The sequence below is a fragment of the Lentzea sp. NPDC003310 genome, assembly GCF_040610935.1.
Classification (GTDB): domain Bacteria; phylum Actinomycetota; class Actinomycetes; order Mycobacteriales; family Pseudonocardiaceae; genus Lentzea.
In genome coordinates this window covers 268,055-287,694 of sequence record NZ_JBEXNC010000009.1, presented here as the reverse complement: position 1 = coordinate 287,694, position 19,640 = coordinate 268,055, and the positions used below count along the sequence as shown (strand labels likewise).

Genomic DNA, 19,640 nt, shown 5'->3' with positions numbered 1-19,640 from the left:
TCTGCCAGTGGTGGGTGGCAGTGCTGTGATCGACCATAGAGACTCGGAGGTATGTCTGAACAGGAGTACCGCGTCGAGCACGACACGATGGGTGAGGTCCGCGTGCCGGTCGACGCATTGTGGCGCGCCCAGACCCAACGCGCGGTCGAGAACTTCCCGATTTCCGGTCGAGGCCTGGAACGCGCCCAGATCAGAGCACTGGGCCTGCTCAAGGCAGCGGCGGCCCGAGCCAACGCGCAACTGGGCGTCCTCGACGCGGACGTGGCGGAGGCCATCGCGACCGCGGCCGACGAGGTCGCCGCCGGCCGGTGGGACGACCACTTCCCGGTCGACGTCTTCCAGACGGGCTCCGGCACGTCGTCGAACATGAACGCCAACGAGGTCATCGCCACCCTGGCCACCCGCGCCCTGGGCCGCGACGTCCACCCGAACGACCACGTCAACGCCTCGCAGTCGTCGAACGACACGTTCCCGACCACCCTGCGGGTGGCCGCGACCGAGGCCGTCGTCACCGACGTGATCCCGTCCCTGTCCCACCTGCTCGAAGTCCTCGAGTCCCGCGCCGCGGACTGGTCCGACCTCGTCAAGTCCGGCCGCACCCACCTCATGGACGCCGTGCCGATCACCCTCGGCCAGGAGGCGGGTGCCTGGGCCTCCCAGATCCGCTACTCGGTGGAACGCCTGACGTCGTCCGTCCCGCGCCTGGCCGAACTGCCGATCGGCGGCACCGCAGTGGGCAGCGGCCTGAACGCGCCGGCGGAGTTCGGCGCCCTCGTGTCGGCAGAGCTGGCGTCCGCGACCGGCCTCCCGCTCGTCGAGGCTCGCGACCACTTCGAGGCGCAGGCCACCCAGGACGGCGTGGTCGAGATGTCGGGCCAGCTCCGCGCCACCGCCGTGGCACTGTTCAAGATCGCCAACGACCTCCGCTGGCTCGGCTCCGGCCCCCGCACGGGCCTGGGCGAACTGGCGCTGCCGGACCTCCAGCCGGGCTCGTCGATCATGCCGGGCAAGGTCAACCCGGTGATCTCCGAGGCCACGATGATGGTCGTGGCGCAGGTCATCGGCAACGACGCCGCGGTCGCGTTCGCCGGCTCGCAGGGCAACTTCCAGCTCAACGTGATGCTGCCGGTCATCGCCCGCAACGTCCTGGAGTCGTCCCGCCTGCTCGCCGCCGTGGCCCGCCTGCTCGCGGACAAGGTGCTCGTGGGCACCGAGCCCGCTGTCTCGCAGATGCGGGAGTACGCGGAGTCGTCGCCGTCGATCGTGACGCCACTGAACCGGTACATCGGGTACGAGGAAGCGGCTTCGATCGCCAAGCAGTCGTTGAAGGAGCGCAAGACGATCCGCGAGGTGGTGCTGGAGCGCGGGCACGTGCCTTCGAAGCTGAGCGAGGAGCAGTTGGACGCGGCTCTGGACGTGCTGCACATGGCGCGCGGCGGCCGCTGATCGGCTGAAGGTTCCGGTGCCGGGTTCGCCCGGCACCGGACTCGTTCACCTCCGCCGCAGCTGCCGCTCGAGGCTCTCGATCACCTTGCCCAGCCGACTGGTCTCCTCCGGCGTGAAGTCGGGCAACGGAGCTCCCGCCGCGATGTGTTCGCCCCAGCCGTAGAGCGCGTCGCGAAGCACAGCAGCGGTTGTGCGGTCCACCTCGATGCGAACGAGATCGACATCAGTCGCTGCGCCCTCTTCGACACTCATGCGTCGACCGTACGCACCGGCCCGCCTTCAGCCGGCCAAGTGCAGGTCAGGAGTACATCGCGAGCCAGATGGCGATGTAGTGGCAGATCGCCGCCACCACAGTCGCAGCGTGGAAGAACTCGTGGTACCCGAACACCTGCGGCCAAGGATTGGGCCACCGGGTCGCGTAGAACACCGCCCCCACGGTGTAAAGCGCCCCACCCACCAACAGCAACACCAACGCCGCAACCCCGGCGTGGTGCAACAGCTCGGGCAGCACGAACACCGCCACCCACCCGAGCGCGATGTAGATCGGCACCCCGAGCCACCGCGGCGCGTGCGGCCAGGCCAGCTTCAACGTCACCCCGAGCAACGCCCCGGTCCACACGACCCAGAGCACGGTGGACCCGGTCCCGGGATCCATCGCGAGCAACGCGAACGGCGTGTAAGTGCCGGCGATGAACACGAAGATCATCGAGTGGTCGAGGCGCTTCATCCACGTCCGGACGCGGTCCGACTTCCACGTCACGCGGTGGTACAGCGCCGAGACGCCGAAGAGGCCCAGGACCGTCAGGCCGTAGACGGAGGTGGCGAGGGCGGCTCGGCCGGACACTGTGGACGCCGCCAGAGCGATGAGAGTCGCGCCTGTCGCCACCGAGGCGATGAACGACCAGAAGTGCAGCCATCCACGCAGGCGCGGCCGCAGTCCGGGCTGGGGAGGAACGGTCGCAGTGGTCACGAGGCTCTAGGTTACGCGACCGTAGGTTTCCTACCGCGGCTCAGTGATGAACCTTGCACGGCGTACGCTGTTCGAGCGTGGCACTCCGCACCCGTGTGAAAGACGTCGCTATCCACTTCTACGAGTGGATCCTCCGCCGCGAGCTCAGCGCGAACACGCAGGTGCCCAAGCACGTGGGCGTGGTCCTCGACGGCAACCGCAGGTGGGCCAGGGAAGCAGGCTTCACCGATGTCGCGCACGGGCACAGGGCCGGCGCGCGCAAGATCCTCGAACTGCTCGAGTGGTGCGGTGACGCCGACGTCGAGGTCGTCACCCTCTGGATGCTGAGCACCGACAACCTCAACCGCGACAACGACGAGCTCGCGCCGTTGCTCGACATCATCGCGGACATCACCGACGAGCTGGCGGGCGACGGCAAGCCGTGGCGCGTGCGGCACGTCGGGGCCATCGACATGCTGCCGAAGGAGCACGCCGAGCGGCTCACGAACGCCTCGGCGCGCACCAAGGACCGCACCGGCATCCAGGTCAACGTCGCCGTCGCGTACGGCGGGCGGCAGGAGATCGCGGACGCCGTGCGGAAGCTCCTGCAGGCGCACGCGGAACGTGGCGGGACGATCGAGGAGCTCGCCGAGGTGCTCGACGTCGACCACATCGCGGAGCACCTCTACACGTCCGGGCAGCCTGACCCTGACCTGATCATCCGCACGTCCGGTGAGCAGCGGCTCTCCGGCTTCATGCTCTGGCAGTCGGCGCACTCGGAGTTCTGGTTCTGCGAGGCCTACTGGCCGGGCTTCCGGCGCACGGACTTCCTGCGCGCCCTGCGCGAGTACGCCAAGCGCCACCGCCGTTACGGCAGCTGAGCCCACGCGAAGGGGCGCCCACCGCGAAGGTGGGCGCCCCTTTTCCGAGCAAGAGCGGCGATCAGCCCCAGTAGTGGCCGAAGTCGTCGCCGTCCTCGATGCCGCCGGCGGCGCAGGTCTCGGTGATGGAGGGCGAGTTCACCGGGACAGCAGCGCCGAGCACGCCGACGTTGTTGCCACACGCGCCGACAACACCGTTCAGGTTGTTGGCGTTGCCGACGATCAGCAGCGGCTCGTTGACCCAGTGGTGGCCGGGAGCGGCCATCGCCGGGGAACCGATGGCAACGAACGCAGCAGCGACGCCCAGGGCGGCAGCAGCCTTCTTCAGCACGATTTTCTCCTCATGAAGGTTTAAAGCGGGGAAAAACGCGTCTGGGGACGCCAGAATGACGTCCCCAGACGTAGAACAAAGGGAGATCAGCCCTCGTCGACGATGCCGCCGGCCGCGCAGGTCTCGGTGATCGACGGGGAGTTGATCGGCACAGCGCCGCCCAGCACGCCGACGTTGTTGCCGCAGGCGCCGATGGTGCCGTTGAGGTTGTTGCCGTTGAGCAGAACCAGCAGGGGGCCGTTCTTCCAGTGGTGTCCACCGTGACCGTGGCCCTCGCCGGCCATGGCGGCCGGGGCGAACGCGAGCGACAGCGCGGCGGCAGCAGCCACCACGGCACAAGCCTTCTTCATGTGATTCTCCTTCATGTCGGGTTATCCCCGTCATTTCCGGAGTCTTCGGGGATCTCCGGAGCGGTGGGGTCTCCGGGCGGAAACGCTATAGGCAATGATCGCAATCGGCCGCACGAGTGACACCATTGTGTGACGGCAAGATCAACAACATTCCCCGATGGGGTGGTCGTCGTTTCACGATTCGGTCGCGAGTAAGTCGCTGTGGTAGACGCCCTAAGCTCTCCGACTCATGGACGCCAACGAGCTCGTGCGCGGATACCTGGTGCTGGGGCTTCGGCTCGGGCGCCTCGTGTCCGGGTTCGTCGACTCGTACACGGGCGACCCGGCGCTGAGCCGCTCCGTCGACAACGAACCGCGCCTGCACCCCAGGGCGCTGGGCGACCACGCCCGCCTGCTGCGCCGCGAACTGCCCGGCAGCGACCTCGCCGAACAGCGCAAGCAGTTCCTCGACGCGCACCTGAGGGCGTTGGAGTGCACGGCGCGCAAGCTCGACGGCGAACGCGTCTCGTTCGTCGACGAGGTCGAGCAGTACTTCCAGGTCCGCATCCGCCCCGGCGACCAGGACTCGTACGCGCTCGCGCACCGCGACCTCGACGCGGTGCTGGAGGGTCCCGGCTCGCTCGCCGACCGGCTCACGGCGTTCCGCACGTCCGACGAGGTGCCCGCACGCCGGCTCCAGGGCGCCGTGCAGGCCCTCTCGAGCGCGCTGCGGGACCGGGTGCGGAGCAAGTACGCGCTGCCCGAGCAGGAGATCGTCGAGTACCAGGTCGTCACGAACAAGCCGTGGAGCGGCTTCAACTACTACCTGGGCCGCTACCGCAGCCGCGTCGCGATCAACGCCGACCTGAACCACCGCATGTCGAACCTGCCGCACCTGGTCGCGCACGAGTCCTACCCCGGCCACCACACCGAGCACTGCCGCAAGGAGTCCGGCCTGGTCGCGAAGCGCGGCCACGCGGAGCAGTCGATCTTCCTGATCAACACGCCTCAGTGCCTGATGGCCGAGGGCATGGCGGACCTGGGCCTGCACGCCGCGGTCGGGCCGGGCTGGGGCGTGTGGACGGAGCAGATCCTCGGCGACCTCGGGTTGCGAATGGACGGCGAACTGTCCGAAAAGGTCGAGTCGGCGGCGTCGGGCCTGCTCACGGTCCGGCAGGACGCCGCCCTGCTGCTACACGATCGTGGTGCGGATCAGGATGACGTGGTTGCGCATCTGCGCAGGTGGCTGCTAGTCCCCGACCGCCGCGCACGGCAAATGGTTCGTTTTCTGGCGGATCCGCTGTGGCGCGCGTACACGACCACATACGTCGAAGGAGTGCGTCTGGTGCGTGCCTGGCTCGACGTCCGCGCACCGGGCGAAACACTCGACTCCCGCTATCTGAGACTTCTCGACGAACCGCTCGTGCCGAAATCACTCGAACCCCAGGTCAGGGACGGCCTGTCGTGGCTTGCCCGCAACACGCACGAGAACAGCATGTGACCAGCGGAAACACGCGAGCGGTCACGTTTCGGGTTGTTGTCCGGAAGATGACAAATTCGGATTCACCTGTGTGGCTTCGTGCAGATGGGGCACTTCCACAGGTAACTTCGAAAGCGGCGGGACGCGACCACTGCGGACCGCGCAGGGAGGCTCTGATCGTGGCAGAAAACGTCGCGAGGGGGCCGGCACCCGGCCCTCGTGGTCGACCTGCCTGACGCCTTAGCCGGCGGAGGGTGAGACGACCGATCAGGGTGGTGCCTGGCCCAGCGAGGAGCGGACGCGGGTGCCGCGTTCGTGAGGGAGTTGCCGTGAACGCACGACGTCCCGCGAGCCGTTCCTCAGGCTCATCGCGCAGTTCTTCCTCCCGGCGCAAGTCCGCCGCCCCAGCCATCACGACATATGTGCTGGACACGTCGGTACTGCTGTCCGACCCTCTCGCCCCCACCCGGTTCGCGGAGCACGAGGTCGTGCTCCCGCTCGTGGTGATCAGCGAGTTGGAGGGCAAGCGCCACCACCCCGAACTGGGCTGGTTCGCGAGGGAAGCCCTGCGCCTCCTCGACGACCTGCGCTTGCGGCATGGTCGCCTCGATTCGCCGGTTCCCATCGGGGACCTGGGAGGCACCTTGCACGTCGAGCTCAACCACTCCGACCAGGAGGTGTTGCCATCAGGTTTCCGAACGGACTCCAACGACGCCCGAATCCTCGCCTGCTCCCTCAACCTCGCTGCTGAGGGACGCAACGTCACCCTGGTGACGAAGGACATGCCGCTGCGGGTCAAGGCCGGATCGGTCGGCCTGCCGGCGGAGGAGTACCGGGCGCACGACGTCACCCTGTCAGGCTGGACGGGAATGTCCGACATGGACGTTCCGCAGTCCCTGGTGGACAGCCTGTTCAAGGAGAACGTCGTCGACCCGACCCAGTACGAGGACCTGGAGCACATCGCCGAACTGCCCTGCCACACCGGGATCCGGTTGCTGGCGGGCACGTCGAGCGCTCTGGGCCGGGTGACCGCGGACAAGCAGATCAGGCTGGTGCGCGGAGATCGGGAGGCGTTCGGACTGCACGGGAGGTCCGCCGAACAGCGGATCGCCCTGGACCTGCTGCTGGATTCGGAGGTCGGCATCGTCTCGCTGGGCGGACGAGCCGGCACCGGCAAGTCGGCACTGGCGCTGTGCGCCGGTCTCGAAGCGGTGATGGAACGCCGGCAGCACCGCAAGGTCGTGGTCTTCCGGCCGCTGTACGCGGTCGGCGGCCAGGAGCTCGGCTACCTGCCGGGCAGTGAGAACGAGAAGATGGGGCCGTGGGCGCAGGCGGTGTTCGACACCCTCGGCGCGCTGGTGAGCCAGGCGGTCGTGGAAGAGGTGATGGACCGCGGGATGCTCGAGGTCCTGCCCCTCACCCACATCCGCGGCCGATCGCTGCACGACTCCTTCGTGATCGTCGACGAGGCGCAGTCGTTGGAGCGCAACGTGTTGCTGACCGTGCTGTCGCGGCTGGGCAGCAACTCGCGGGTGGTGCTGACGCACGACGTGGCGCAGCGCGACAACCTGCGGGTCGGCCGGCACGACGGCGTGGCGGCGGTGATCGAGAAGCTGAAGGGCCACCCGCTCTTCGCCCACGTCACCCTGACGCGCTCGGAGCGGTCGCCGATCGCGGCCCTCGTCACGGAGATGCTGGAGGAGGACTACGCCTCCTAGCGTCCTGACCGAGAACGGCCCCGCGCACTCGTTGCGCGGGGCCGTTCTCCGTTCTAGTCGAGGGCTCGTTTCATGAAGCCCCGCAACCCAAGCCCGCCGAAGCCCGCGATCGCGACCACGAGCACCAGCAGCACGATCGGCAACGGGATGTGCGGCACGTCCGGCACCAGCTCCGCACGCATGCCCTCGCTCACGTACGTCAGCGGGTTGAGCGCGCAGACCACCTTGAACCACAGCAGGTCGTCGCTGAGCGAGCGCCACGGGAACTGCGCCGAGCCGGTGAACAGGATCGGGGTGAGGATCACCGCGAACATGACGTTCACCCGGCGCGCGGGCACGGACGTGCCGATGACCAGGCCGACGCTGCCGCCCGCGAGACAGCCGAGAACGATCACCAGCAGGGCACCGGGAATCCCCGACCACGCCCACGAGACGTCGAGCATCACGAACCCGACCGGCACCATCAGCACGGCCGCGAAGAAGCCGCGGATCGCACCGAACACGATCTTCTCCACCGCCACGAGCGGGATGGAGATCGGCGCGAGCAGCCGGTCCTCGATCTCGCGCGTCCAGGAGAAGTCGAGCACCAGTGGCAGCGTGGTGTTCTGCAAGGCACCTAAGAACCCGTTCATCGCGATGATGCCGGGCAACAGCACCTGCGCGAAGTCGTCCTGCACGTACCCGATGTCCCCCAGCACCTTCGCGAAGATGAAGAGGATGAAGAACGGCTGGATGATCACCTGGGCGAGGAAGCTCGGCAGCTCGCGACCCGTGACGAAGACGTCTCGCCACAGGATCGCCCGGAACGTCGTCAGTTGGCTCACCGCAGCTCCCTGCCGGTCAGGTGGATGAAGACGTCTTCCAGGCTGGGCTTGCCGATCGCGACGTCGCTGACCGTGACGTCGAGGTCCCGCAGCACGTTCAGCACGGCGGGCAGCGTGATCGCGGTGTCGCTGTCGGTGTAGACGCGGAACGTGGAGTTCAGCTCCTCGACCTGCTGCACTCCGTCCAGTTCGGACAGTCCCTGGGTGATCTTCGTGGTGTCGTGGCCGTTCGGGCTCACCGTGACGCTGACCGTGTTGCTGCCGGGCAGGGTCTTGGTGAGCTCGTCCGGGGTGTCGAGCGTGAGCAGCTTGCCGTGGTCGACGATGCCGACGCGGTCGCAGAGCTTGGTGGCCTCGTCCATGTCGTGCGTGGTGAGCACGACCGTGACGCCCTCGGCGTGCAGCGCGGCGACGCGTTCGTGGACGAAGAGCCGGGCCTGCGGGTCGAGGCCGGTGCTCGGTTCGTCGAGGAACAGCACCTTCGGGCGGTGCATGAGCGCGCGGGCGATCATCAGCCGTTGCGCCTGACCGCCGGACAACGTGTCGACGAGCGCGTTCTGGTGGTCCTTGAGGCCCATCCGCTCGAGGATGTCGTCGGCGAGCCGCTGGCGTTCCTTCGGGCCGATGCCGTGGTACGCCGCGTGGAACAGGAGGTTCTGCCGCGCGTTGAGCGAGCGGTCGAGGTTGTTGCGCTGCGGCACGACGGCGAGCAGCTGCCGGGCGCGCTTGGAGTCGGCCACGACGTCGACGCCCTCCACGAGCGCCTGCCCCGCGGTGGGGCGGACGCGCGTGGTGAGGACGCCGACGGTCGTCGTCTTGCCCGCGCCGTTGGGGCCGAGCAGTCCGAAGACCTCCCCGCGGCGGACGTCGAAGCTCAATCCGTCCACCGCGGGTTTTTGTCCCGTTCTATAGACTTTGCGGAGATCTCTTACCGAGACCGCTTCGTCCACTTTCTCACCATCCCCCTGGCAACGGCCTTCCTTCCGCGAACCCAGCGGCGGACTGGATGCCGAGCACAGCCTTGTCGTGGAATTCCTCGAGCGAGGTCGCACCGGCATACGTGCAGGCCGAGCGAACGCCGGACGTTATCGCATCGAGCAGGTCCTCCACGCTCGGGCGCACCGGGTCCAGCTTCATCTTCGACGTGGAGATGCCTTCTTCGAACAGCCCCTTCTTGGCCCGTTCGAACGCGTTGTCGCCGCGCGTGCGAGCCGTGACGGCGCGCTTGGACGCCATTCCGAAGGATTCTTTGTAGAGGTTTCCGCGCTCGTCGCGCTGCAGGTCGCCGGGCGACTCGTAGGTGCCCGCGAACCAGCTGCCGACCATCACGCTGGACGCCCCGGCCGCGAGGGCGAGAGCGACGTCGCGCGGGTGCCGAACGCCGCCGTCGGCCCACACGTGCTTGCCGAGCCTGCGGGCCTCCGCGGCGCATTCGGCCACGGCGGAGAACTGCGGCCGCCCGACACCGGTCTGCATGCGGGTCGTGCACATCGCACCCGGCCCGACACCGACCTTGATGATGTCCGCGCCGGCCTCGACCAGGTCGCGCACGCCCTCCGCGGTCACGACGTTGCCCGCCGCCACCGGCACACCGGGATTCGCGTCCTTCACCGCCCTCAGCGCCGCGAGCATCTTCTCCTGGTGCCCGTGCGCGGTGTCCACGACCAGCACGTCCACCCCGGCCTTGACCAGCGCCTCGGCCTTGGCCTGGACGTCCCCGTTGACCCCGACGGCCGCCGCGACCCGCAGCTTCCCGTCGTCGTCCGTCGCCGGCTTGTAGACCTCGGCCCGCAGCGCCGTGAGCTCGATCAGCACACCCCGCAGGCGGTGCGCCTCGTCCACGCCCAACGCGACCTTGTGCGCGCTGTGGTGGAGCTCGTCGAACACGTCCTGCGGCCGCGAGTCGAGCGACAGCTTCAGCACGTCGGTGTTCATGACGTCCCCGAGCCGCGCGAACCGGTCGACGCCGGTGAGCGCCGCCTCGTCGACGACGCCGAGTGGCCGTCCTCCGTCGTCCACCACGACCACAGCCCCGTGCGCCCGCTTGTGCAGCAGGTTCCACGCGTCCGCGACCGCGTCACCGGTGGTGAGAGTCAGCGGCGTGTCCCACACGGGATGCCGCTCCTTGACCCACGCGATGATCTCCGCGACGGCCTCGGTGGGCACGTCCTGCGGGATGACGACGAGCCCGCCGCGACGAGCGATGGTCTCCGCCATGCGCCGCCCGGCCACCGCCGTCATGTTCGCGACGACGATGGGGATCGTGGCCCCGGTGCCGTCCGAGGTGGAGAGGTCGACGCCGAACCGCGACTCCACGGCGCTGCGGCCGGGGACGAGGAAGACGTCGTCGTAGGTCAGGTCGTAAGAGGGTCGATGCCCTTCGATGAACCGCACGTGCTTCCACGATACCCGCAGCGTCTCACTAGGGCATTCAGTCGGAGTTGTGCCACATCAGCACGCCGGACCCGTCGGGCGTGACCACGGGCACCCAGGCCTCCGCGACCTCGGCTTCACGACTCTCGTCGAGCCGCAACGGCACGGGCTCGTCGGTCCAGTACAGGGCCTTCGCCACGACTGCTCGCAGGTCTTGGAGCCGTCGGCGCTTGAACAACGCCCGCAGCTCAGCCAGGGCGGGCACGCTCTGCAGCGGCACCAGGAAGCCCTCGACAGCGTCGAGCCGGTTCTCCGTGCCGCCGTGCTGCTGCTCGTACAGCACCCCGGTCCGCGCCCGCACGACCACGTACAACCAGTCCTGCTGGGTCCCGTCAGGGTCCAGGAAGACCTTCCTCACGGCGACCACGCGTACCCGGTCGTGGTGGTGACCGCCACGAACCCCAGCCGCTCCAGGATGGGCCGGCTGTCCTCGGACGCGTCGACCTGCAGGTACTTGATGCCCCGAGCCACCGCGAGCCGTGCCCGGTACGCGACCAGCGCCCGGTAGATGCCCTTCCCACGCCACTCCGCGAGCGTGCCGCCACCCCACAGCCCGGCGAACTCCGTGCCTGGCACGACCTCGATCCGCGAGGAAGACACGACGCGCCCGTCCGCCTCAGCGACGACCGCGACCACGTTCGGGTCGTCCTTTGCCTCCAGGAGCCGGTCGACCAGCCACTCGTGCCCGCGCCCGAACACCTCGGTGGCGGTGGCGGCGAGCCGGCGCACGTCGTCTTCGTCCGCGACCTCCCGGACGACCACCCCGTCCACCTCGACCTCGGCCGTCATCTCGGCGGCGAGCCCGATGAGGACGGTCTCCCGCCCCTCCGACTCGAGCCCCGCCGCGACCAGGCGTGCGGGCAGGTCAGCGGGGGTGTCGTGACCCCACGTCTTCCACTCGAAGCCCTGGTCGCGCGCGGCGAAGAAGTCGCGCTGCCGGGCGATGAGCGCGTCCAACTCCCGGCCGGTGACGCCCAGGTCCGGCGGACCGCCGACGAAGCCGCGCCGACGGGGCCAGCTCACCCGGAAGACCGGGCCGTCGGGGTGCACCTCGGCACCGGGGTCCAGGACCGTCCACTCGGCGGGGCGGGCCTGGGCGTCGAAGGCGCTGAGCAGCGCGGCAGCATCGGGCACCCGGCGGACGGTATTGGCGGGCGCCGGAGGTGCGCACGCGAATTTCGCGCCACGCCGAGGAGTCGCACGCCACCAGGCCAGGTATCGCGAGGCAGCCGCCAACTGGCCAACCGTCACCAGCCAAACGTCGCCAGGCCAAACGCCGCCAGGCAGCCGCCGGTGCGCCATCAGACCGAGCGCCACTAGCCCAGCGAGCCACCGGCCCAGCGCGCCACCGGCCCAGCGCGCCACCGGCCCAGCGAGCCACCGGCCCAGCGAGCCACCGGCCCAGCGCGCCACCGGCCCAGCGCGCCACCGGCCCAGCGCGCCACCGGCCCAGCGCGCCACCGGACCTGGCCCCACCGGCCCAGGCGCCAATGGCCCAGCCCCACCGACCCCGCGCAGCCCCCACCGGTCAGCCCAGGCCACCGCGTTGGCCTCGAGCCCGCCGCGCCTCCGCAGAAGGCCCAGCCGGCCCCGGCTGCCGCACCGCCGCCCTGGCACCGAGCCACCCAGAGGCACCTCAGCCACATCAGCGCCCTGGCCGCACCACCGACCCGGCGCCGACTCACCCAGCCGCGCCACCGCCGCAGGCCCGTCAGGCCTCGCGGTTCGGTTGTGCCGTGGGCAGGAGTGCCCTCACCTCCTCGATCGTGGTCGCCTCCGCCGGGTCCTTGTCCGGCCGGTACCTCACAACGCGCGCGAACCGCAGTGCCACGCCGCCGGGGTAGCGGGGCGAGACCTGCACGCCGTCCAGCTCGATCTCGATCACCAGCTCGGGGCGGACCATGACCACCCAGTCGTTCTGCTCGGTGGCGATCTCCTGCAGGGCCTTGGTCTGCCACTTCAGCAGCTCGTCGGTGAGGCCCTTGAAGGTCTTGCCGACCATCACCGGCGGGCCGCCGTCCGGGTCGCGGGCGCCCAGGTGCAGGTTCGACAGCCAGCCCCGGCGGCGGCCGCTGCCCCACTCGACGCCCAGCACCACCAGGTCGAGCGTGTGGACCGGCTTCACCTTCTGCCAGGCGCTGCCCCGGCGGCCCGCGGCGTAGGGCGAGGCCAGCGACTTCACCATCACGCCTTCGTGGCCTGCCGCCAGCGACGCCGCCACGACTGCCGCGGCCTCCTCCGGCGTCGGGTCCAGCACACCTGGGATGACGTGCTCGCCCGCCACCTGGCGGAGTGCGGCCAGGCGGTCTCGCAGCGGGTCGTCCAGGAGGTCCTTGCCGTCGAGGTGCAGGCAGTCGAAGAAGTACGGGTGCAGCAGCAGGTCGCGCTCGTCCTGCGCGCCGAAGCGGCTCATCGTCTCCTGGAACGGGCGGGGTCTGCCCTCGTCCGTCAGCGCCAGCGTCTCGCCGTCGAGCACCACCGACGTGCACGGCAGGCCGCGCACCAGTTCGACGAGCTCCGGCACCGTCTTGGTGATCTCGCGCAGCGTGCGCGTGTAGACGTGGACCTCGTCGCCGGAGCGGTGCACCTGGATGCGCGCGCCGTCGAGCTTGTGCTCCACCACGCAGCTGCCGAGCTCGGTCAGCGCCTCGTCGAGCGACTCCGCCGGTGAGGCCAGCATCGGGCGCAGCGGGCGGCCCACCTCGAGGCGGAACGCCTCCAGCACTGGCGCGCCGCCGTCCAGCGCGGCCACGGCGGTCTCCGGTAAGCGGCCGGACAGCATGAACGCGCGCCGCACCGTCTCGCCCGGCACGTCGGCCGCCGAGGCGATCGCGTCCAGCATCACGCCCTCCAGCGCGCCCTGGCGGAGCTCGCCGGTGAGCAGGCGGCGCAAGAAGTCCTGCTCCGCCTCGGTCGCCCGCGCGAACAACGCCGTGAGCAGGTCGACCCGGCGTTGCGCCGAGCCCTTGCCGGACGTGCCGGCCACCTCGGCGAGCGCGCCGTCGACCTCGGCGATCGTCAGTTCGGCGCGGGCTGCGGGCGGCACCGACAGGTCGATGACCGTGCGCCAGCCCGTGCCGATGCGACCCTGCCGCGGCGTGCCTATGAGGAAGGACACCACCGCGACCACCACGTCCGCCGTCGCCGCGCGCAGCAACGCCGACAGCGCCTTGACCTTGGCAAGGCGCGACCGGGTCGCCGCGACCGCGGCTGACGTGTCGACCACTTCGGAGAGAAGCACAGGTCTCATGGTGCACCCGAGCACTGACAATTTCTGGAGGCTCGGGCTAGGCTGACCGGGTCAACCGTTCTACCTGGGGGTTTACCGAACCATGCGCGCCTTCATCGCTGCCGCCCTGCTCGTCGCGGCCGTCGCCGCCACCACCGCCGGTGGTCCCGTCACGACCGATCGCGAGCACATCCTCGGCGCCGACGCGAGCGCCAAGCGCGAACACATCCTCTAAGCCACGGCGAGGTCCGCGATCTCCCTGACCGCCTCGCGCAGGCGGTCAGGGGTGAGCGACGCGTAACCAAGCACGAGGCCAGGCCACATGGGCGTGCGCGTGTACTGCGCCAACGCCCAGACGTTCACCCCTCGCTCCGCAAGCCTGCTCTTCAACGCGAGGTCGTCCGTCCCGTCAGGCATGCGCAGCACCACGTGCAGACCAGCCGCAACGCCGATGGGCTGCCATGCGGGCAGATGCTCCGCAACGGCGTCCAACAGCGCGTCACGCCTCTTCCGGTAGAGCGCGCGCGTACGGCGCAGATGCCGGTCGTAGCCACCAGTGCGCAACAAGTGCGCGAACGCGGCCTGAGGAATCGTGCCGGTGCCCATGTCGTTGTACTGCTTGCGTTGCACGATTCCTTCGCGCAGCCGTTCCGGCACCACGAGCCAGCCGAGCCTGAGCGCCGGCGCCAGCACTTTGCTCGTCGTGCCCTGGTAGACCACGTGTTCGGGCGCGAGCGCCTGCAACGCCCCCAGCGCCGGCCGGTCGTAGCGGTGCTCGGCGTCGTAGTCGTCCTCGATGATCAACGCGTCCCGCTCGCGCGCCCAGTCGACGAGCGCCCGCCGCCGTTCCGGATCGAGCACCACGCCGAGCGGGAACTGGTGCGCCGCAGTGACAAGAACCGCCTTGCAGTCCGTTTTGGACAGAAGATCGACCCGAATTCCCTTGTCGTCAACGGGAACCGGAACGGTGTCGAGCCCGTGCGACCGCAACATGTTCTCGCCGCCGAAGTGGCTGGGCTCCTCGATCGCGATGCTGCCGTTCAGCATCCGGGCGGTGAGCTGCAGGCCGTCCGCGGCGCCGTTGGTGATCACCGCGTCCTTCGCCACCACCGCCCGCACGCGGGCCAGGTAGTCGACGATCTCCTTGCGCAGCCCCACGAACCCGGCCGGGTCGGGGTACGCGAGATCGTCGTCGGGCAGCTCGGCGAGCGCCGCCCGGTGAGCCGCGACCCACTCGGCACGCGGGAACGCCCCCAGGGCGGGCAGGCCCGACCGCAGGTTGTACCGCCACCGCTGCGGCGGCTCCGGCACCCCGCACGCACCGGCCGGCCCGAGGCTCGCGACCGTCGTGCCCGACCCACGCCGCGAGGTGAGGTACCCCTCCGCCACGAGCTGCGTGTAGGCCGACGTCACGGTCCCGCGAGCCACGTCGAGCTGCGCGGCCAGGTCCCGGCTCGACGGCAGCCGCGTCCCCGGCGGCAACCGCCCGTCCCGGATCGCACGCCGGAGTTCAGCCTCCACGCCACGCCGCCGCTGGTGCCCGGGCAACAGCAGCTCGCGGAAAGTGGTCCAGTTCGTGGCCATCGAAGTGGAGCTTAAACCTGGACCAGTTCGGCGCAAGGCTTCACGACATGAAACTCGGGGTGGCCGCAGGAGCGACAGCGGCATCGATCGTCGGCGCGTCCGTACCGGTCACAGGCATGCTGGAGGGTTACCCGGTCCTGACCGGCCAGGCCATGCGCTACGCGCTCGGCGCGGCGGTGTTGCTGCTGGTGGCACGCCGCCTGCCGATGCCGTCATGGCGCGACGTCCCACCGCTGCTGGGCGTGGTCGTCACCGGCATGCTCGGCTTCAACGCCGTGCTCATCGCGGCCCAGCAGTACGCGGAACCGGGCTTCGTCGCCGCGGTCATGGGCGGCTCGCCCATCCTTCTCGCCCTGCTCTCACGCCAACGAACCACATCCGCCGTGGTGGGCGCCGTAGTAGTGGCGGCGGGCATCGTGCTGTTGTCCGGCGGCGGCTCGTGGCACGGCCCCGGCCTTGTGCTGGCTTTGGTGACGATGGCCGGCGAAGTCTGTTTCACCTTGTTCGCCGTGGGAGTCGTACGGCGCCTTGGTGTGCTCGGCGTGGCGACCTGGACGTGCATCTTCGCCACGGTGATCGGCGCGGTGATCGGCACGTTCGTGGGCGGCTGGCAGGTGCCGACCGTCCGGCAGGGTCTCTCGCTGGCGCTGTTGGCGGTCGTGGTGACCGCGCTGGCCTTCGGTCTCTGGTACTTCGCCGTGAACAGGCTGGGCTCGGACCGCGCTGGGGTGCTCATCGGCCTGATGCCGGTGTCCGGTCTGGCAACCTCCGTGCTGCTCGGCGCGCAGGAACTCACCCTCGTGTCCGTGGTGGGCGTGACCACCGTTGCGCTCGGATGCTTCATCGGCCTGAGGGGGCGCAACCACACACACGAGGCGGGCCGGGTACCCCCAAATTCAACAATAGCGCGCGGGTCTGACACTCCTGCGGAAGCTGTTGCGCCGTAACGGCTTCCGGGCTGGCGAACTGGGAACGGCGAGGTCAGCGGGGTGGATAGTGGGGTTCGCGGAGCAGGTGGCGGGCTCGCGCAGCAGGTGGCGGCTCGGAGCAGGTGGCGGGCTTGCACAGCAGGTGGCGGCTCGGAGCAGGTGGCGGGCTTGCGCAGCAGGTGGCGGGCTCGACGCACACGATGGGCAGCGGGCGCGTGGAATGGGTAGACGGGAGGCGCAGCCGAGAGACGGGTCGCCGGGGAGACGCGGCGGACGAGCGAACGAAACGCGCGGCAAGCTGGCACCTCCTCAAGCGCCGACCACCACCTCCATCTGCTGCACGACCCTCCAAGACACACCCGGCTCGGCACGGACGCGCTCGAAGATCTCCCGCTGCTCCTCCGTGAACCGCCCCCGCTCCAGCAGAGCAACGGCAAGCGCCTGCACGTCCACGTCAGCAGAGGCGCCCTGCGAGTACCAGAACCACACGGCGTGAAGCGCGGCCTCGCGCGGTGCGCCGTACCAGCGCAAGCGGCGGTTCGGGTTGAGTGCGGACGGGTGTGGTGCCCGCTGACCCAAGCGCTTCGCATGGCTGCGCATCAGGCCGTACGCGCGGAGTTCGGTCTGCCAGGCGTTGTAGCTCGCGGTCAGCATCTCCAGCGCCGCAGGCAGCAGGGACGGGTCGCGCGTGAAGTCGCCCACCGTCGCCTGGATGAAGCTGTGCGTCGCGTGGTAGCCGATCGGGCAGTACATCCACACGCAGTGCCGGAGGGCGGTGTGGCGAAGCCCGAGGGGCAGTGAGGTGTCCAGGGCTTTCCTTGCGGAGGCGGAAAAGCTCACGATCGACCCCTCAACGGCGCCAGGGCCGTCGCGGTCTGCGAACGGCCCTGGGGCAAGTCGGCATCCACGCGGTGCAGCCTAGGTGAGGTCAGGTCCCTGCGAGCGCAGATCGTCCACACGCGACATGGCGGAACGGAGTTCGTCCAGCCACGTGTCGGCGTGTTCGCCGACCAAGCGCACGGACCATGCCAGTGCATCGGCTCGTGAGCGGGCCACGCCGGCGGCCACGAGGGTGTCGAGCACCTGGCGTTCCGGCTGGCGCAGGCGCGTCATGACCGGCACGGCCAGGTGCGTGAACAGTTCGCGGGTGCCGCCCAGCGCTGCTCCCCACGCGACCTTGCGGCCGTAGCGGTGCTCTGCCTGGCGCGCGATCTCGATGCGTTCGTCGCGGGTCTCCTCGCGCCAGCGCGCGATGCGTCCCGACTCCGCCGCGGTGCGGCCCGCCTCGTCGAACTCGCCCTCCAGGTCGGGGAGCGTGCCGACGACCGTGATCTCCTCGCGGTCGACGACCACCTCGGCCGGGCCGGTGAACCAGCCGTCCGGGAGCCTGCCCGCGAACCACGCCGCCGCGTCGTCGGCCGACGGCAGGTCAGCCTGCTGCCACCCGCCTCGTCCTCGCCATCCTCGTCCCATCACAACCACCCCTGATTACATGATTACGTCATTACTGACGTTACGCCTGCAATCAGCTAGGAGGCGTTCGCCGTCAGCGAAGTGACCAGGGCTTCCGCCGAAACCACAGGTCGGTCGCACACGTAGCCACGGCACACGTATGCCGCGGGGCCTTCGTCGACCAACGGGCGGTCTTCCAGCAACGGCACAGAGGAAGGTTCTCCTGCCACGACGACGCCGCCTCCGGGTACATGAGCCACCGCCGCCGCCCACAGCGACGCACGGCGCGAGTCGTCGGCACCCACTACGGCCACCTGCAACGGGCCTGCCACCAGTGCCTCGGCCGCAGTGAGCCAGTGGCCGGCGAACCGGGGTGCCCGCGCGACCAGCAAACCGGCGCGGACCACGGCCGCCGCGGCAGCCTCGTAGTACTTCGAAGAACGATCGGCACCGGCGAGCAAAGAGGCCGTCAGCAGGGCTGAGGCCAGCGAAGACGCACCCGAAGGCGACGCGTTGTCCGTCGAGTCGGCGGGACGGCGCACCAGCACCTCGGCGTCATCGGCCGTGTCGTAGTAAGCACCTGGAGAGTCGGGCACGGCGAAACGAGAGAGAGCGGTGTCCAACAGGCCGCACGCCAGGTCGAGCCACCGGATGGACCCCGTCACCTGGTGCAACGCCAGCAGGCCGTCCGCGACGCAGCCGTAGTCCTCCAGCACGCCGAACGACGGTCCTGCCGCTCCGTCACGCGAGGTCCGCAGCAGCCTGCCCTCCACGACGTGCACCGAGGCCAGCAACGACGCGGCGTCCGAGGCTGCCGCGATCCACGACGGCTCGTCGAAGAACGCCCCGGCCTCGGCCAATGCCGCCACGGCCAGGCCGTTCCAGGCCGCGACCACCTTGTCGTCCCGCCCCGGTTGCGGCCGAGACGCACGCGCGGCCAGCAGAGCGGCCCGCACCTCCTCTCCCGGCTCGGACACGAACCGCAGCGTCGACCTGCCGTCCTCGAAGTTCGGCTCGGCGGTCACGCCGAACGCCGCGGCCGCCGACCCCAGCTCCTCGTACGACCACACGTACGTCAGGCCCTCGACCCCGTCGGTGTCGGCGTCCAGCGACGCCGCGAACCCGCCTTCGGCCGTCCGCAGGTCCCTCAGCAGGAAAGCAGCCGTGTCCCGCGCGACGCGCCGGTAGCGGTCCCCACCCGTCACGCGCGCGAGGTGTGTGTAGAAGCGGAGCAGCAGAGCGTTGTCGTACAACATCTTCTCGAAGTGGGGCACCACCCACGACGCGTCGACGCTGTACCGCGCGAACCCGCCGCCGAGCTGGTCGTAGAGGCCACCGTTGGCCATCGCGTCGGCGGTCGAGGTCGCCATCGAGATCGCCTCCACCGACCCGGTGCGCTCGTGGTGGCGCAGCAGGAACTCCAGCACCATCGACGGCGGGAACTTCGGCGCGCCACCGAATCCGCCGTTGCGCCGGTCGAACTCCCCCAGCAGCGACACGACGGCGCCGGCGAGCACGTCGGCGTCCACAGCGGACGGTGGCAGCGGGGCGGCGTGCCGCGAGATCTCCTCCACCACGGCGGAAGCCGACGCCAGGACCTCGTCCGGCTGCGCGGTCCACGTCGCCGACACGGCCTGCACGAGCTGCGAGAACGACGGCATGCCCGGTCGCGGCGACGGCGGGTAGTAGGTGCCCGCGTGGAACGGCCGCGCGTCCGGCGTCAGGAACACCGTCATCGGCCACCCGCCCTGGCCGGTCATGGCCTGCGTGACCTCCATGTACACGGCGTCGACGTCCGGACGTTCCTCGCGGTCCACCTTCACCGCCACGAAGTGCTCGTTCACGAACGCGGCGACTTCCGCGTCCTCAAACGACTCGTGCGCCATCACGTGACACCAGTGGCAGGCGGCATAACCGACGGACAGCAGGACCGGCACGTTGCGCCGTCGGGCCTCCGCGAACGCCTCCTCGGACCAGGGCCACCAGTCGACCGGGTTGTCCGCGTGCTGCAGGAGGTAGGGGCTGGTCGCGTCCGCAAGTCGGTTCGCCATGCCA

General features: G+C 69.8%; 20 protein-coding genes. 6 read left to right on the top strand and 14 right to left on the bottom strand.

Annotated elements, in window-relative coordinates; translation table 11 throughout:
• Positions 1-51 precede the first annotated feature (51 nt).
• Complete coding sequence (locus ABZX02_RS20585; protein ID WP_355300176.1) at positions 52-1,446, top strand: class II fumarate hydratase; 1,395 nt, start codon at positions 52-54, stop codon at positions 1,444-1,446.
• Between the two features lie 45 nt (positions 1,447-1,491).
• Here the strand turns inward: ABZX02_RS20585 and ABZX02_RS20580 are convergent, their stop codons facing one another.
• Together ABZX02_RS20580 and ABZX02_RS20575 are read right to left on the bottom strand one after the other, a co-directional pair.
• Positions 1,492-1,698 carry a hypothetical protein gene (locus tag ABZX02_RS20580; protein WP_355300175.1) on the bottom strand — a complete coding sequence of 69 codons (207 nt, stop codon included), beginning with the start codon at positions 1,696-1,698 and terminating at the stop codon, positions 1,492-1,494.
• Between the two features lie 46 nt (positions 1,699-1,744).
• Entirely contained in the window at positions 1,745-2,416 is a 672-nt protein-coding gene (locus ABZX02_RS20575) for a hemolysin III family protein (protein ID WP_355300174.1), read from the bottom strand.
• 77 nt (positions 2,417-2,493) lie between these two features.
• Between ABZX02_RS20575 and ABZX02_RS20570 the strand changes: the two genes are divergently transcribed.
• Entirely contained in the window at positions 2,494-3,276 is a 783-nt protein-coding gene (locus ABZX02_RS20570; protein WP_355300173.1) for an isoprenyl transferase, read from the top strand.
• Positions 3,277-3,337: 61 nt separating this feature from the next.
• On the opposite strand, the gene ABZX02_RS20565 is transcribed toward ABZX02_RS20570, so the two are convergent.
• Both ABZX02_RS20565 and ABZX02_RS20560 read right to left on the bottom strand, forming a co-directional pair.
• A complete protein-coding gene (locus tag ABZX02_RS20565) occupies positions 3,338-3,607 on the bottom strand; it encodes a hypothetical protein (protein WP_355300172.1) in 270 nt (89 codons plus the stop codon).
• A gap of 86 nt (positions 3,608-3,693) precedes the next feature.
• The gene (locus ABZX02_RS20560) at positions 3,694-3,957 is read right to left on the bottom strand and encodes a hypothetical protein (RefSeq protein WP_355300171.1); all 264 of its coding nucleotides are present in this window, start codon (positions 3,955-3,957) and stop codon (positions 3,694-3,696) included.
• A 229-nt stretch (positions 3,958-4,186) separates the two neighbouring features.
• Here ABZX02_RS20560 and ABZX02_RS20555 point away from each other — a divergent pair, with 229 nt between their 5' ends.
• Both ABZX02_RS20555 and ABZX02_RS20550 read left to right on the top strand, forming a co-directional pair.
• On the top strand, positions 4,187-5,437 hold the full coding sequence (locus ABZX02_RS20555; protein WP_355300170.1) for a DUF885 domain-containing protein: 1,251 nt from the start codon (positions 4,187-4,189) through the stop codon (positions 5,435-5,437).
• A gap of 401 nt (positions 5,438-5,838) precedes the next feature.
• On the top strand, positions 5,839-7,134 hold the full coding sequence (locus ABZX02_RS20550) for a PhoH family protein (protein WP_355300169.1): 1,296 nt from the start codon (positions 5,839-5,841) through the stop codon (positions 7,132-7,134).
• A 53-nt stretch (positions 7,135-7,187) separates the two neighbouring features.
• Here ABZX02_RS20550 and ABZX02_RS20545 read toward each other — a convergent pair whose 3' ends face one another.
• The 6 genes from ABZX02_RS20545 to ABZX02_RS20520 form a co-directional block, all read right to left on the bottom strand.
• On the bottom strand, positions 7,188-7,958 hold the full coding sequence (locus ABZX02_RS20545) for an ABC transporter permease (protein ID WP_089909534.1): 771 nt from the start codon (positions 7,956-7,958) through the stop codon (positions 7,188-7,190).
• Positions 7,955-8,908: an ABC transporter ATP-binding protein gene (locus ABZX02_RS20540; protein ID WP_355300168.1), complete on the bottom strand. Its 954-nt coding sequence runs from the start codon at positions 8,906-8,908 to the stop codon at positions 7,955-7,957. Before ABZX02_RS20540 ends, ABZX02_RS20545 begins: the two co-directional genes overlap by 4 nt.
• Before the next feature lie 4 nt (positions 8,909-8,912).
• A complete protein-coding gene (locus ABZX02_RS20535) occupies positions 8,913-10,352 on the bottom strand; it encodes a GuaB1 family IMP dehydrogenase-related protein (RefSeq protein WP_355300167.1) in 1,440 nt (479 codons plus the stop codon).
• Between the two features lie 37 nt (positions 10,353-10,389).
• A complete protein-coding gene (locus ABZX02_RS20530; RefSeq protein ID WP_355300166.1) occupies positions 10,390-10,749 on the bottom strand; it encodes a DUF6210 family protein in 360 nt (119 codons plus the stop codon).
• Positions 10,746-11,525, bottom strand: a complete 780-nt coding sequence (locus tag ABZX02_RS20525) for a GNAT family N-acetyltransferase (protein ID WP_355300165.1) — start codon at positions 11,523-11,525, stop codon at positions 10,746-10,748. The genes ABZX02_RS20530 and ABZX02_RS20525 overlap by 4 nt, the downstream gene beginning before the upstream one ends.
• Before the next feature lie 577 nt (positions 11,526-12,102).
• Complete coding sequence (locus ABZX02_RS20520; protein ID WP_355300164.1) at positions 12,103-13,632, bottom strand: ATP-dependent DNA ligase; 1,530 nt, start codon at positions 13,630-13,632, stop codon at positions 12,103-12,105.
• 91 nt (positions 13,633-13,723) lie between these two features.
• Between ABZX02_RS20520 and ABZX02_RS20515 the strand changes: the two genes are divergently transcribed.
• The gene (locus ABZX02_RS20515; protein WP_355300163.1) at positions 13,724-13,855 is read left to right on the top strand and encodes a hypothetical protein; all 132 of its coding nucleotides are present in this window, start codon (positions 13,724-13,726) and stop codon (positions 13,853-13,855) included.
• On the opposite strand, the gene ABZX02_RS20510 is transcribed toward ABZX02_RS20515, so the two are convergent.
• Entirely contained in the window at positions 13,852-15,204 is a 1,353-nt protein-coding gene (locus tag ABZX02_RS20510) for a PLP-dependent aminotransferase family protein (RefSeq protein ID WP_355300162.1), read from the bottom strand. The genes ABZX02_RS20515 and ABZX02_RS20510 overlap by 4 nt on opposite strands.
• Before the next feature lie 47 nt (positions 15,205-15,251).
• Here ABZX02_RS20510 and ABZX02_RS20505 point away from each other — a divergent pair, with 47 nt between their 5' ends.
• On the top strand, positions 15,252-16,151 hold the full coding sequence (locus ABZX02_RS20505; RefSeq protein ID WP_355300161.1) for a DMT family transporter: 900 nt from the start codon (positions 15,252-15,254) through the stop codon (positions 16,149-16,151).
• Positions 16,152-16,442: 291 nt separating this feature from the next.
• On the opposite strand, the gene ABZX02_RS20500 is transcribed toward ABZX02_RS20505, so the two are convergent.
• The 3 genes from ABZX02_RS20500 to ABZX02_RS20490 form a co-directional block, all read right to left on the bottom strand.
• A complete protein-coding gene (locus ABZX02_RS20500; RefSeq protein WP_355300160.1) occupies positions 16,443-16,973 on the bottom strand; it encodes a hypothetical protein in 531 nt (176 codons plus the stop codon).
• Between the two features lie 78 nt (positions 16,974-17,051).
• Positions 17,052-17,606 carry a hypothetical protein gene (locus ABZX02_RS20495; protein WP_355300159.1) on the bottom strand — a complete coding sequence of 185 codons (555 nt, stop codon included), beginning with the start codon at positions 17,604-17,606 and terminating at the stop codon, positions 17,052-17,054.
• A 56-nt stretch (positions 17,607-17,662) separates the two neighbouring features.
• Positions 17,663-19,636, bottom strand: a complete 1,974-nt coding sequence (locus tag ABZX02_RS20490; RefSeq protein WP_355300158.1) for a thioredoxin domain-containing protein — start codon at positions 19,634-19,636, stop codon at positions 17,663-17,665.
• Between the last annotated feature and the right edge of the window lie 4 nt (positions 19,637-19,640).

Coding starts and splice junctions, on each gene's coding strand:
- ABZX02_RS20490 (WP_355300158.1), bottom strand. CDS start 19,636: ATGGCGAACCGACTTGCGGACGCGACCAGCCCCTACCTCCTGCAGCAC.
- ABZX02_RS20495 (WP_355300159.1), bottom strand. CDS start 17,606: ATGGGACGAGGATGGCGAGGACGAGGCGGGTGGCAGCAGGCTGACCTG.
- ABZX02_RS20505 (WP_355300161.1), top strand. CDS start 15,252: ATGAAACTCGGGGTGGCCGCAGGAGCGACAGCGGCATCGATCGTCGGC.
- ABZX02_RS20555 (WP_355300170.1), top strand. CDS start 4,187: ATGGACGCCAACGAGCTCGTGCGCGGATACCTGGTGCTGGGGCTTCGG.
- ABZX02_RS20560 (WP_355300171.1), bottom strand. CDS start 3,957: ATGAAGAAGGCTTGTGCCGTGGTGGCTGCTGCCGCCGCGCTGTCGCTC.
- ABZX02_RS20585 (WP_355300176.1), top strand. CDS start 52: ATGTCTGAACAGGAGTACCGCGTCGAGCACGACACGATGGGTGAGGTC.
- ABZX02_RS20510 (WP_355300162.1), bottom strand. CDS start 15,204: ATGGCCACGAACTGGACCACTTTCCGCGAGCTGCTGTTGCCCGGGCAC.
- ABZX02_RS20580 (WP_355300175.1), bottom strand. CDS start 1,698: ATGAGTGTCGAAGAGGGCGCAGCGACTGATGTCGATCTCGTTCGCATC.
- ABZX02_RS20515 (WP_355300163.1), top strand. CDS start 13,724: ATGCGCGCCTTCATCGCTGCCGCCCTGCTCGTCGCGGCCGTCGCCGCC.